This is a genomic window from Microbacterium testaceum (genome assembly GCF_001476285.1).
In the GTDB taxonomy this organism is placed as follows: domain Bacteria; phylum Actinomycetota; class Actinomycetes; order Actinomycetales; family Microbacteriaceae; genus Microbacterium; species Microbacterium testaceum_B.
Genome location: NZ_LDRU01000082.1, coordinates 1 through 13,286, shown reverse-complemented (window position 1 = coordinate 13,286; position 13,286 = coordinate 1). Strand labels below are relative to the sequence as shown.

The following is a 13,286-nucleotide window of genomic DNA, read 5'->3' as shown; positions in this document are numbered from 1 at the left end:
CCTCGTGAAGCGGCGTCACCCGATGAGCGTCGCCGCGGCCTCGCGCACGCGGGCGGCGAGGAGGGGCACGGGCTGGCGTGCGTCCAGCACGAGGAAGCGTTCGGGCTCGGCCGCCGCGAGGGTCAGGAATCCCGCGCGCACCCGAGCGTGGAACTCCTCTTTCTCCGCCTCGAGTCGGTCGAACGGCTTGGCGTCTGCGTCGAGGCGCGTCCGGGCCGCAGCGGGGTCGAGGTCGAGGAGCACGGTCAGGTCGGGGAGCAGCCCGCCGGTCGCCCACAGCGACAGCTCGCGGATGTCGTCGGAGTCGAGCACCCGCCCGGCCCCCTGGTAGGCGACGGAGGAGTCGAGGTAACGGTCTTGGATGACGACCTCGCCGCGCGCGATCGCCGGGCGGACGACGGTCTCGACGTGGTGCGCGCGATCCGCGGCGTAGAGCAGAGCCTCGGCGCGCGGCGCGATGTGGCCGCGGTGGTGGAGCACGATGTCGCGCACGAGGACGCCCACCTCGGTCCCGCCGGGTTCACGCGTGCGGACGACCTCGCGGCCGCTCTCGCGAAGCCACTCTTCGAGGAGCGCCGCCTGCGTGGTCTTACCCGCGCCGTCGCCGCCCTCGAACGTGACGAAAAGCCCGGGTCCCCCGGCCGTCGCGGCTCGGGGAGCGCGCGGCGGCCGGGTCGAATCCGGGGTCACGACTTCTTCGCCGGGGCCTTGCGGGTGGTCGTCGTCTTCCGCGCGGCGGTCTTCTTCGGCGCAGGGCCCTTGGCACGCTTGTCGGCGATGAGCTCGACGGCGCGCTCGAAGGTGATGGCCATGGCATCCTCACCGCGCGGGACCGTGGCGTTCGTCTCGCCATCGGTGACGTACGGACCGAAGCGGCCGTCCTTGAGCTTGATCGGCTTGCCGCTCACGGGGTCGGCGTCGAACTCCTTCAGGGCGCTCGACGCGCGACGTGCACCGTACTTGGGCTCGGCGTACTTCGCGAGGGCCTCTTCGAGCGTGATGTCGAAGATCTGCTGCTCGTTGTCGAGCGAACGCGAGTCGGTGCCCTTCTTCAGGTACGGGCCGAAGCGCCCGTTCTGCGCCGTGATCTCGGCCCCCGACTCGGGGTCGACGCCCACGACACGCGGGAGCGACAGCAGCTGCAGCGCGGTGTCGAGGTCGATGGTGTCGACCGACATCGAGCGGAACAGCGACGCGGTGCGCGGCTTGGGAGCAGCGTCCTTCTTCGTCGTCTTCTTCTTCGGCTGCTCGACGACCTCGCCCGTGGCGGGGTCGACCTCTTCGGGGTCCTCGGGCTCGACCTCTTGCACGTACGGACCGAAGCGGCCGTCCTTCACGACGACGAGCTTGCCGTTCTCAGGGTTCTCCCCGAGCACACGGTCACCGGCCACGGGGGCGTCGATGAGCTCCTGCGCCTTCTCGGGGGTGAGCTCGTCAGGCGCGAGATCCTCGGGGATGTTGACGATGCGCGGCTTCGCCTCGGGATCGGCGCCGGGCTCGGTGACCTCGAGGTACGGGCCGTACTTGCCGAAACGGAGCGTCGCGGTGTCGGTGATCCGCGTGGAGTTGAGCTCACGCGCGTCGATCTCGCCGAGGTTGTCGACGATGTGACGCAGACCGATCTGCTTGTCGGAGCCGAAGTAGAACTCCTTGAGCCACTCGGTGCGACGCTGCTCGCCGCGGGCGATCGCGTCGAGGTCGTCTTCGAGGGCCGCGGTGAAGTCGTAGTCGACCAGGTCGGCGAAGTGCTCCTCGAGCAGACGGACGACGCTGAACGCGAGCCAGCTCGGAACGAGCGCCTGGCCGCGCTTCGTGACGTACCCGCGGTCGAGGATCACGCCGATGATGCTGGCGAAGGTCGAGGGACGACCGATCCCCTTCTCTTCGAGCGCCTTGACGAGGCTCGCCTCGGTGTACCGCGGCTTCGGTGAGGTGCTGTGCCCCTTGGGCTCGACGTCGCTGACGGCGAGCTCGTCGCCCACGGCGACCGCGGGCAGCGACTGGTCTTCGTCGTCGTCACGGCCGTTGCGCTTCTCGTCGGCGCCTTCCTCGTAGGCCTCGAGGAAGCCCTTGAAGGTGTAGACGGTTCCGGATGCCGAGAACTCCGCGACCTTCTCTTCCGCCTGCACCGTGAGAGTGACGGTGGTCGTCTCGTACTTGGCATCCGCCATCTGGCTGGCGACGGTGCGCTTCCAGATGAGGTCGTAGAGCTTCTGCTCGTCGCGGTCGAGCGAGGAGGCCACGGACGCCGGGGTCCGGAAGGTCTCGCCCGAGGGGCGGATGGCTTCGTGCGCTTCCTGCGCGTTCTTCGACTTGCTCTTGTAGACGCGGGGGTTGGCGGGCACGGCCTTGTCGCCGTAGAGCGACACCGCCTGGGCGCGAGCCGCCGAGATCGCCTGGGCGGAGAGCGCGACGGAGTCGGTTCGCATATAGGTGATGAACCCCTTCTCGTAGAGCCGCTGTGCGACGCCCATGGCGTGCTTGGCGCTCATCGAGAGCTTGCGACCGGCCTCCTGCTGCATCGTGGAGGTCGTGAAGGGGGCACGGGGGCTGCGGGTTCCGGGCTTGGCCTCGACCTTGGCGACCGTCGCGCGTCCGGCGGCGGTCACGGCGTCGGCGAGCGCGCGAGCCTGTGCCTCGTCGAGGACGACGACGGCCTTCTTCAGCTGACCGTTGTCGTCGTAGTCGCCGCCGCGTGCGATCGGGGCTCCGTCGAGTCGGTTCAGCCGCGTGGTGAACGACGAACCCGCCTGCGACGCGCGAGCCTCGACATCCCAGTAGGACGCCGACACGAAGGCCATGCGCTCTCGCTCGCGCTCGACCACCATGCGGGTCGCCGCGGACTGCACGCGGCCCGCGCTGAGCGCGGTGCCCTCGCGGCCGGAGCCGACCTTGCGCCAGAGGACTGGCGAGACGTCCCACCCGTAGAGGCGGTCGAGGACGCGACGGGTCTCCTGCGCGTCGACGAGCGAGACGTCGAGGTCGCGCGTGTGCTCCGCGGCGTCGCGGATGGCGTCCTTCGTGATCTCGTGGAAGATCATGCGTCGCACGGGGACCTTCGGCTTCAGGACCTCGAGGAGGTGCCACGCGATGGCTTCGCCCTCGCGGTCACCATCAGTGGCGAGCAGGACTTCGTCGGCCGTCTTCAACGCCCGCTTCAGCTCGGCGACCGTCTTCGTCTTGCGGTCGTTGACGACGTAGTAGGGGTCGAAGTCGTTCTCGACGTCGATCGAGTACTTCCCGTATGCCGCCTTCTTGTCGGCCGGGATTTCTTTCTTCGACGCGAGGTCGCGGATGTGCCCGACCGAGCTGAGGACCTCATAGTCGTCACCGAGGTATCCCTGAATCGACTTCATCTTGGTCGGGGACTCGACGATCACGAGCTTCTTGCCGTTTGCCACTGGGGTCCTTTCTTCGCTGCACACCATACACACGCATTCCTGGTGGGGTTCCCGGAGACCGCTCGGTCGGTCGTATCGGGAGGACCGGCCCGCGAGTGTGCATCGAACGGAATTCCACCGTACGCCGTGCCGACGGTCACCGTGGCGACGAGACCGTCGAGCACGCACTCCTCGAGGGTCGCTCCGTCCGCCGCAGCGACCGCGGCGGCGGCGTCGCAGGGTACGCCGTCGACGGCGCCGCTCACCGTGTCGGCGGCGGCGAGGGCTGCCGCATCCGCCGTCCCGGCGAGCTTCTGAGCCTGGACGGCCGCGCCGCACGCCGCGGCGAGCGCCACGGTCAGACCGACGGTCACCGCCGTGATCCCGACGACGGTGACGACCCCGGGCATCACTCGCCCCCGTCCAGAGCGCACGCTCTCGCCGTCACAGGCGGGAGCGGGACGGAGAGCGGTAACGGTGCCGACGAGTCGACGCAGACGAGTCCGCCGGCCCGCGACACCGACATGGATCCGCCGACCTCGCTGACCGCGGTGAAGGCTCGCGCCTCGTCACCGCGCCCGAGCATTCGCGCGGACTCCGCCGACACGTGTTGGAGCCGAACGGCCGTCGCCGCCGACGCCAGCACGCCCACGCAGAGCGCGAGGACGATGATCACCGCCGGGACCGCGACCGCGAACTCGGCGGTCACCGATCCGCGTTCATCGCGCCACATCCCCCTCACGAGAGGCTGCTCACTGAACCGTGAGTGCACGGCGGACGAGATCGGTCAGAATGCCGCGCACTTCATCGCTCCTCATGATGACGACAAGCAAGCCGGCGAAGGCCACGGCCGCCATCGTCGCGATGGCGTACTCCGCCGTGGCGGCGCCGCGGTCGTCCAGGAAGAGTGCTCCGGCACGGCGGGTCGTCAGAGGGGGAAGGGCGGGCACGGCGCAAGCGGATGCAGCGGGTGAGAAAAACGGGGCGGACATGGAGACCTCTTTCATGGATGTGGACGGATCGGACGGACGCGTCAGAACGGCGAGACGCCGGATCGGAGGATGCCGACCATCAGCGGCGCGACGGCGAGCAGGAGGAAGGCTGGGAGGGTGCACACCCCGAGCGGGAGGAGAAGTCGTGTGGAGAGCCGTGCTGCGGCCTCTCGGCCCGCGGTCCGGGCCGCCCGTCGGGCGAGCCACGCGTCGCCGCGGAGGAGTTCACCCGCGGGAACACCGGCGCGCAGCGACAGGTCGAGTGTCGCCTCAGCACGCCGCACGTCGTCGTCGACCGCGGCAGCATCGGCGCGGTGTCGCTCTCCGGAGATGAGGGCACGCGCGCGTTCGATCGAGGCACCAGCGGAGAGGGCGACCGCGAAGAGCTCCGCGGTCAGACCCGGGACGGCGGGCGGAGGCGTCGCGCTCCGCGCCAGGCGCCCCGACCACACCCGCGCGGCGACGGTCAGCGCGAGCCCCACCCCGAGACAGACCTGACCGATCGGATCGGCGACGAGCACCCGGACGGTGTCGAATCCGAGGACCATGCCGAGGGGAACGCCCACGAGCGGAAGTCCGGCGAGCAGGCGCGCGGTCGCGAGCGGCTCGGCGAGAGCGACGCGGACATCGTCGACGATGTCACGCGCCTCGCGCAGCGACGTCCCCACGTCGCGCAATGTGTCGGCGAGAGGAGCCCCGACCGCGGTCGCAACGGCCCACACCGCCGCGATGTCGAGCCACCCCTCGCCCGCCTCGCGAAGAACTCGGGCGACGTCATCGCCGATCGCGGCGGCTTCCGCCGCGTCGTGTCCCACCGGACCCGCGTCTTCGGCGAGATGCCGCCACGCGGTAGCCGTACTCAGCCCCGCCGCCAGCAGAACGGCGAGACGCAGGACGGTGTCGAGGGGGTCCGGTGCAGCTGTGCGCGACCGGCGACCGGGAGCGATCATGTCCACGGCTCCGGTTCGATCAACAGACGCTCATCGCGGACCACGGGTCGACCGACCCCCACGATGCGTCGACCCACGGTAGTTCGTTCGACATGGACGACGACGTCGATGGCGCTGCGCACCTGCCGCGCCGTCGCCGCCGCATCCATGCCCGCGAGCGCCCCCAACGCCTCGAGGCGCGACGGAACGTCGGAGAGGCTGCGCGCGTGGAGGGTTCCGGCTCCCCCGTCGTGCCCGGTGTTCAGCGCCAGGAGAAGCTCGCGGATCTCCTCCCCGCGGCACTCCCCGAGGACGAGGCGATCGGGTCGCATCCGCAACGCCTCGCGGACCAGACGGGCCAGTCCGATTCCGCCGGCGCCCTCGAGGTTGGGCTGCCGCGCTTCGAGCGCCACGTGATGCGGGTGGTCGGGCCGGAGCTCCGCGACCTCTTCGATCGTGACGAGGCGCTCCCCATGGGGAACCCCGGAGAGCAGAGCGCTGAGCAGGGTGGTCTTCCCCGCTCCCGTGGCACCGGTGATGAGGACGTTGGCCCGCTCATCGATGAGCGCATCGAGGTACGATCGGCCGCGCTTCGTGAACATGCCCGCAGATTCCAGTCGATCGAGGTCGGGCGCATCCCACCGGGGCACACGGATCGAGACCGCCGTTCCTCTCGTCGCGACGGGGAACAGCACCGCGTGCACCCGGATGCCGCGGTCCAGGCGCACGTCCACGCACGGCGACGCGTCGTCGAGATGTCGCCCTCCGAGCGCGATGAGACGCACGGCGAGCCGTCGGATATCGCCCTCCCCCGCTCGCCAGGACGGAACCCGCTCCGCCCCGCGTCCGCGATCGATGAAGAGACCTTCTTCGCCGTTGAGGAACAGGTCGGTGACCGCGGGGTCGTCGAGGAACGGCCGGAGGAAGGACAGCGCCGGGTCGCGCCACACCTCCGAAGGAGGCCGGAGGGAAAGGACGGGAGACATGCCGACGACGGTACGAGGGCGAGCCCGCCTCGCACCGAGCCGAATGTCGGATTCGTGGAGAGATCTTCGAGCTCGCGGCTCGGGGAGAAGAAGTGCCGCCTCACACGGTCCGACAGTGGACCCGGGGCAGAAAAAAAAGGGGGCGGCATCCCGTCAGTGGGGGGCGAGGGATGCCGCCACGCGCCGGCGGAAATTGGGGGGCTCCCACCGACGCGGATGCCGGAAGCGATGTTCGGGCGTTGCTAGATTACGCGCCTCGGACGGCCGCGCCAACTCACCACGCGCCACCGCGCCCTGATATATCACCTGTTTCTTCCGGCCGGGATGCCAACTATCGGAGGTGGCCGGGTGTCGGAGGCTCTCGCTAGCGTCATCACGGTGACGATGCCTGCGAGGACGCGGCATCCCTCGACCGCGAAGGAGCGCCGCGATGAGCAGCCAGATCGACCATCTCCTCAATGAAACCCGCCGTTTCGCCCCCTCGGCGGAGTTCGCCGCGAACGCCGTCGCCGACGCGAGTCTCTACCAGCGCGCCGCGGCCGACCGCGAGGGATTCTGGGCCGACCAGGCGAGAGAGCTGCACTGGCACACGCCGTTCACGCGAGTGCTCGACTGGTCGAACCCGCCCTTCGCCGAGTGGTTCGGCGACGGCGAGCTGAACGTCGCGTACAACTGCCTCGACCGTCACGTCGACGCCGGCCACGGCGACCGCATCGCGCTGCGATGGGAGGGTGAGCCCGGCGATCAGCGGAACGTCACCTACGCCGAGCTCACCGACGAGGTGAAGCGCCTGTCCAACGTCCTGATCGACCTGGGGATCGAGCGGGGTGACCGCGTGGCGATCTACCTGCCGATGATCCCCGAGGCCATCGCCTCCATGCTCGCCGTCGCCCGCATCGGAGCCGTGCACTCGGTCGTGTTCGGCGGCTTCTCGGCCGACAGTCTCCGCTCCCGCATCGACGACGCCGGCGCCAAACTCGTCATCACCGCCGACGGCGGCTGGCGCAAGGGAAAGGTGTCTCCCCTCAAGCCCGCGGTCGACCAGGCGCTCGCCGACCGCAACGGGTCCGGCATCCAAGAGACCGTGGAGCACGTGCTCGTGGTCAAGCGCGGCGAGAACGACGTCGAGTGGATCGACGACCGCGACATCTGGTGGCACGATGTCGTCCCGCAGGCCTCGGGCGAGCACGAGGCTGAGGCGTTCCCCGCTGAGACGCCGCTCTTCATCCTCTACACCTCCGGCACCACCGGGAAGCCCAAGGGCATCCTCCACACTTCCGGCGGGTACCTCACGCAGGCGGCCTTCACCAACCGCGTCGTCCACGACGTGCACCCCGAGACCGACGTCTACTGGTGCACCGCCGACATCGGCTGGATCACGGGCCACACCTACGTCGCCTACGGTCCGCTCGCCAACGGCGCGACGCAGTTGCTCTACGAGGGCACCCCCGACACCCCGCACCCGGGCCGGTGGTGGGAGCTCATCGAGAAGCACGGCGTCACGATCTTCTACACCGCGCCGACCGCGATCCGCTCGTTCATGAAGATCGGTCGCGACGTGCCGCAGAAGTTCGATCTGAGCTCGCTGCGCCTGCTCGGGTCGGTCGGCGAACCGATCAACCCCGAGGCGTGGGTCTGGTACCGCGACATCATCGGCGCCGACACGACGCCTATCGTCGACACCTGGTGGCAGACCGAGACGGGAGCGATCATGATCTCCGCCCTCCCCGGTGTCACCGAGACGAAGCCCGGATCGGCGCAGGTTCCGATCCCCGGGATCTCCATCGCCGTCGTCGACGATCAGGGCGAGCCGGTCGGCAACGGCAGCGGCGGTCTGCTCGTGATCACCGAGCCGTGGCCGAGCATGCTGCGGGGGATCTGGGGCGACCCCGATCGCTACCGCGAGACGTACTGGGACAAGTTCTCCGACAAGGGCTACTACTTCGCGGGCGACGGAGCTCGTCTCGACGACGACGGAGACGTCTGGCTCCTCGGGCGGGTCGACGACGTCATGAACGTCTCGGGTCACCGCCTCTCGACGGCCGAGATCGAATCGGCCCTGGTGGGGCACGAGGGCGTCGCCGAGTCGGCCGTCGTCGGCGCGTCGGATGAGACCACGGGTCAGGCGGTCGTGGCCTTCGTCATCATCAAGAGCAGCTACCTGAAACAGCACCCGGTCGAGGGGCTCGGCGACGAGCTGCGCAAATGGGTCGGCGAGCAGATCGGCCCGATCGCCCGCCCGCGCGACGTCTACATCGTCGGCGAGCTCCCCAAGACGCGCTCCGGCAAGATCATGCGACGTCTCCTCCGCGACGTCGCCGAAGGCCGGGAGGTCGGCGACACCACGACCCTCGCGGACACCGCCGTCATGAGCGTCATCAGCGCACAGGTGAAGTAGACGACGCGACACGGAAGATCCCGGATGCCACACCCCCGCATCCGGGATCTTTCGTGTTCTGGATACATTGGACCCCTCGACGACACGATCGCCGCCCCGCAGGGCGCCTTGCGTATACACTCAGCGGTGAACGGCGATGTCGAGGAGGCCAGCATGCGCGCGAGCGATCGGGCCTACGCAACCCTCCTCGAAGAGATCCAGACAGGCGTCCTCGCGCCGGGCACCGTCCTCGGCGAAGTCGAGCAGTCCGCCCGCCTGGGCGTGAGCCGGACTCCCCTGCGCACGGCTCTCGCTCGCCTGGCATCCGACGGACTCGTTGCCCAGTCGTCCCCCCGGGTCACCGTCGTCACCGACGTGCAGAGCGGCGACATCCGCGCGCTCTTCACCGTCCGCCGCGCCCTCGAGGAGACGGCGGCCCGCCTGGCCGCGGCATCGCCCTCGGCGACAGCGTTCGCCCGTCTGGCGGACGCCTTCGCCGCCGCCGACCTCGACGGAGACACCGCCCGCGACGCGTACTACGCGCTCATCGCCGAGTTCGACGACGAGATGGATGCCGCCGCCGACAACGACTATCTGGTCGGCGCGCTGCGCACCGTCCGCGCTCACCTCGTGCGCGTCCGACGTCTTGCCCGGTACCGCCCGGAACGACTCGCCGCCTCGGTCGCCGAGCACCGCCTGATCGCCTCGGCCATCGCGGCCGGCGACGGCGACCTCGCCGCGCATGCCGTCCACGTCCACCTGCACAACGCCCTCACCAGCATCCTCGACTCGCTCGAGACCTCCCCGACCCTCGCGTCCAGCACGCAATCCACCGGCCGAAAGAGAAGATCATGACGATCACGCACCACGTTCGTGTCCACCGCAGCGAAGAGAACCTGGCCCGTGAGGGACAACTCGCGTGGTCTCTCGCGCGAATCGCGGTCGACCCGGTGGCGGTCGACGCCGATGTGGCGGACATGATCATCAACCGGGTGATCGACAACGCCGCCGTCGCTGCGGCGTCGCTATCGCGCGAGCCGGTGAGCGCGGCGCGCCAGCAGGCGCTGGATCACGCGGTGTCGATCGGCGGGGCCGGGGCGACGGTGTTCGGGTGCGCGCTGGAGCGACGTTCGAGCCCGGAGTGGGCGGCGTGGGCGAACGGCGTCGCCGTGCGAGAACTCGACTATCACGACACGTTCCTCGCGGCGGATTACTCCCACCCCGGCGACAACATCCCCCCGATCCTCGCCGTCGCTCAGCACACCGGCCGTGACGGCGCCGCCGTGGTGCGGGCGCTGGCGACGGCGTACGAGGTGCAGATCGACCTGGTCCGCGCGATCAGCCTGCACAAGCACAAGATCGATCACGTCGCCCACCTCGGCCCCTCGGCCGCCGCCGGTATCGGCACCCTCCTCGGCCTCGATCAGGCCACGATCTACCAGGCGATCGGCCAAGCCCTCCACACCACCACCGCGACTCGCCAGTCCCGTAAGGGCGAGATCTCCACGTGGAAGGCGCACGCCCCCGCGTTCGCGGGAAAGATGGCGATCGAAGCCGTCGACCGCGCCATGCGGGGCGAGACGTCGCCGTCCCCGATCTACGAAGGCGAAGACGGTGTCATCGCCTGGCTGCTCGACGGCCCCACCGCCACCTACGACGTCCCGCTGCCGGGTGACGGGGAGTCCAAGCGGGCGATCCTCGACTCGTACACGAAGGAGCACTCCGCCGAATACCAGGCGCAGGCGTGGATCGACCTCGCCCGCAAGCTCCACCACGAGCGCCCCGACCTCACCGACCCGGCGAACATCGCCTCGATCGTGCTGCACACCAGCCACCACACGCACTACGTGATCGGCTCCGGCGCGAACGACCCGCAGAAGTACGACCCCACGGCCTCGCGCGAAACGCTGGATCACTCCATCCCGTACATCTTCGCCGTGGCGTTGCAGGACGGCGCCTGGCACCACGTCGACTCCTACGCCCCCGCACGCGCAGGCCGCCCGGACACCGTGGAGCTCTGGCACAAGGTGACGACGGCGGAGGATGCCGAGTGGACCCGCCGGTACCACTCCGAGGACCCGAACGAGAAGGCGTTCGGCGGTCGCGTCGTCATCACCCTCACCGACGGGTCGACCCTGGAGGACGAGATCGGCGTCGCCGACGCCCACCCCCTCGGCGCCCGGCCGTTCGCCCGCGAGGACTACATCCGCAAGTTCCGGACCCTCGCCGAGCCCGTTCTCCTCCCCGAGGAGATCGAACGCTTCCTCGCCCTCGCCGAGCGCCTGCCCGAGCTCACCCCCGCCGAGGTCATGCAGCTCACCATCGTCGCGAAGCCCGGCGTCCTGGCATCCGCTCCCGCACCCAAGGGACTCTTCTGATGCTGTACTCCTCGGTCTCGGCAGCCGAGAAGCGGCGGGCTTTCCGCGAGCGGTTGGCATCCGGCGAGCTCCTCCGCTTCCCCGGGGCGTTCAACCCGCTGTCGGCCCGCCTCATCGAACGCAAGGGGTTCGAGGGCGTGTACATCTCGGGAGCGGTGCTGAGCGCCGATCTCGGGCTTCCCGACATCGGTCTGACCACCCTCACCGAAGTCGCCGGTCGCGGGCAGCAGATCGCCCGGATGACCGACCTCCCCGCGATCATCGACGCCGACACCGGTTTCGGCGAACCCATGAACGTCGCGCGGACCATCCAGACGCTCGAAGACGCGGGACTGGCCGGATGCCACATCGAAGACCAGATCAACCCGAAGCGCTGCGGCCACCTCGACGGGAAGGCGGTGGTCGACACCGACACCGCGATCAAGCGCATCCGCGCGGCGGTCGATGCGCGGCGTGACGACAACTTCCTCGTCATGGCCCGCACCGACATCCGGGCCGTCGACGGTCTGGACGCCGCGATCGACCGCGCGCGACAGCTCGTGGATGCCGGAGCGGACGCGATCTTCCCCGAGGCGATGCGCACCCTCGCGGAGTTCGAGGCGGTGCGCGCGGCGGTCGACGTGCCGATCCTGGCGAACATGACCGAGTTCGGCAAGAGCGACCTCTTCAGCGTCGACGACCTGCGGAGCGTCGGCGTGAACATCGTCATCTGGCCGGTCTCGCTCCTGCGCCTCGCGATGGGGGCCGCCGACCGCGCGCTCGACGCTTTGCAGGTCGAAGGCCACCTGAAGAGCCAGCTCGCGCAGATGCAGCATCGCGCCGATCTCTACGACCTGATCGACTACGAGCAGTACAACCACTTCGACACGAACATCTTCGACTTCACCATCACGAAGGAGTGAGCATGGCTGACACCCAGGACGACATCAAGAAAGGCCTCGCCGGCGTCACGGTGGACTACACCGCCATCAGCAAGGTCAATCCCGAGACGAATTCGCTCCTGTACCGCGGGTATCCCGTGCAAGAGCTCGCCGCGACGCAGTCGTTCGAGGCCGTCGCCCTGCTGCTGTGGAACGGCGACCTGCCGACCGAGCCGGAGCGCGCGGAGTTCGAGACGTTCGAGCGCGCGAACCGCGACCTCGACGACGACATCAAGACCGTGATCGACCTGCTCCCGCTCGACGCTCACCCCATGGACGTCGTGCGGACCGCCGTCTCGGCGCTCGGCGCCTCGGCGGCCGACGTGGCCGACAACTCTCCGTCGGCCGATCTCGCCAAGGCGAAGCTGCTGTTCGCCAAGATCCCCGCGATGGTCGCGTACGACCAGCGCCGCCGACGGGGGCAGGGGCTGGTTCCGCCGCGAGAGGACCTGGATTACTCGCGCAACTTCCTCTGGATGACGTTCGGCGAAGAGCCGGTGGACGTCGTCGCCGAGGCGTTCAACGTGTCGATGATCCTGTACGCCGAGCACTCGTTCAACGCCTCCACCTTCACGGCGCGCGTCATCACCTCGACGACCGCCGACCTGTATTCAGCCGTCGTCGGCGCCATCGGTGCCCTCAAGGGCGCTCTGCACGGAGGCGCGAACGAGGCGGTCATGCACATTTTCGACGAGATCGGTTCGGCCGAGCGGGTCGCGGGCTGGCTCGACGACGCCCTCGCGAACAAGCGGAAGATCATGGGCTTCGGGCACCGGGTCTACAAGAAGGGCGACTCTCGCGTTCCCACGATGAAGGCGGCCCTCGACACGCTCGTCGCCCACTACGGCGCTGACGAACTCGCTGCCCTGTACGACGAGCTCGAGACCGCGTTCGTCGCGCGGAAGGGCATCTACCCGAACCTCGACTATCCGTCCGGACCGGCGTACCACCTCATCGGCTTCGACACCCTGACCTTCACCCCGCTGTTCGTCGCGGCCCGCGTCACGGGCTGGACGGCGCACATCATGGAGCAGACGGCATCCAACGCCCTCATCCGCCCATTGTCGGCGTACAACGGCCCCGACGAACGGCATGTCGAGGGCTACGTCGCGTCCGAAGCGGACCGAGCTGCCGCCGCACGGCCAGAAGAGGCGTAGGAACGTCGGAGGGGGCGGGACCTGTGCGGTCCCGCCCCCTCCGACGTTCTTTCGGCTCAGGCGACGGTGAAGACGACCTCGACCTCGACCGGGCTGTCCACTGTCTCTTATAAACCACCCACGCTGCCGACGACTAGGCAACATGAGACTGCGGTAGACGTCAACAG

12 protein-coding genes are annotated in these 13,286 nt (G+C 69.2%); 5 read left to right on the top strand and 7 right to left on the bottom strand.

The window, feature by feature from the left end:
• Nucleotides 1–15 precede the first annotated feature (15 nt).
• The 7 genes from tmk to NS283_RS13455 are packed head-to-tail and all read right to left on the bottom strand — an operon-like array spanning nt 16 to nt 6,287.
• Nucleotides 16–690: a dTMP kinase gene (gene tmk, locus NS283_RS13485; RefSeq protein ID WP_058597376.1), complete on the bottom strand. Its 675-nt coding sequence runs from the start codon at nt 688–690 to the stop codon at nt 16–18.
• Nucleotides 687–3,401 carry a type I DNA topoisomerase gene (gene topA, locus NS283_RS13480; protein ID WP_058597375.1) on the bottom strand — a complete coding sequence of 905 codons (2,715 nt, stop codon included), beginning with the start codon at nt 3,399–3,401 and terminating at the stop codon, nt 687–689. Before topA ends, tmk begins: the two co-directional genes overlap by 4 nt.
• Nucleotides 3,377–3,790 carry a helicase gene (locus NS283_RS13475; protein ID WP_193752688.1) on the bottom strand — a complete coding sequence of 138 codons (414 nt, stop codon included), beginning with the start codon at nt 3,788–3,790 and terminating at the stop codon, nt 3,377–3,379. The genes topA and NS283_RS13475 overlap by 25 nt, the downstream gene beginning before the upstream one ends.
• Nucleotides 3,790–4,089 carry a TadE family protein gene (locus NS283_RS13470; RefSeq protein ID WP_193751245.1) on the bottom strand — a complete coding sequence of 100 codons (300 nt, stop codon included), beginning with the start codon at nt 4,087–4,089 and terminating at the stop codon, nt 3,790–3,792. Before NS283_RS13470 ends, NS283_RS13475 begins: the two co-directional genes overlap by 1 nt.
• Before the next feature lie 43 nt (nt 4,090–4,132).
• Nucleotides 4,133–4,372: a DUF4244 domain-containing protein gene (locus NS283_RS13465; RefSeq protein WP_058597373.1), complete on the bottom strand. Its 240-nt coding sequence runs from the start codon at nt 4,370–4,372 to the stop codon at nt 4,133–4,135.
• A 41-nt stretch (nt 4,373–4,413) separates the two neighbouring features.
• A complete protein-coding gene (locus tag NS283_RS13460; RefSeq protein WP_058597444.1) occupies nt 4,414–5,322 on the bottom strand; it encodes a type II secretion system F family protein in 909 nt (302 codons plus the stop codon).
• Nucleotides 5,319–6,287 carry a TadA family conjugal transfer-associated ATPase gene (locus NS283_RS13455; protein ID WP_058597372.1) on the bottom strand — a complete coding sequence of 323 codons (969 nt, stop codon included), beginning with the start codon at nt 6,285–6,287 and terminating at the stop codon, nt 5,319–5,321. The genes NS283_RS13460 and NS283_RS13455 overlap by 4 nt, the downstream gene beginning before the upstream one ends.
• A gap of 430 nt (nt 6,288–6,717) precedes the next feature.
• Here NS283_RS13455 and acs point away from each other — a divergent pair, with 430 nt between their 5' ends.
• The 5 genes from acs (at nt 6,718) to NS283_RS13430 (ending at nt 13,119) form a co-directional block, all read left to right on the top strand.
• Nucleotides 6,718–8,685, top strand: a complete 1,968-nt coding sequence (acs, locus tag NS283_RS13450; RefSeq protein ID WP_058597371.1) for an acetate--CoA ligase — start codon at nt 6,718–6,720, stop codon at nt 8,683–8,685.
• Nucleotides 8,686–8,838: 153 nt separating this feature from the next.
• Nucleotides 8,839–9,519 carry a GntR family transcriptional regulator gene (locus NS283_RS13445; RefSeq protein ID WP_058597370.1) on the top strand — a complete coding sequence of 227 codons (681 nt, stop codon included), beginning with the start codon at nt 8,839–8,841 and terminating at the stop codon, nt 9,517–9,519.
• Nucleotides 9,516–11,042, top strand: a complete 1,527-nt coding sequence (locus NS283_RS13440; RefSeq protein ID WP_058597369.1) for an MmgE/PrpD family protein — start codon at nt 9,516–9,518, stop codon at nt 11,040–11,042. The genes NS283_RS13445 and NS283_RS13440 overlap by 4 nt, the downstream gene beginning before the upstream one ends.
• Nucleotides 11,042–11,944, top strand: a complete 903-nt coding sequence (prpB, locus tag NS283_RS13435) for a methylisocitrate lyase (RefSeq protein ID WP_058597368.1) — start codon at nt 11,042–11,044, stop codon at nt 11,942–11,944. The genes NS283_RS13440 and prpB overlap by 1 nt, the downstream gene beginning before the upstream one ends.
• 2 nt (nt 11,945–11,946) lie before the next feature.
• Complete coding sequence (locus tag NS283_RS13430; RefSeq protein ID WP_058597367.1) at nt 11,947–13,119, top strand: bifunctional 2-methylcitrate synthase/citrate synthase; 1,173 nt, start codon at nt 11,947–11,949, stop codon at nt 13,117–13,119.
• Nucleotides 13,120–13,286: the final 167 nt, after the last annotated feature.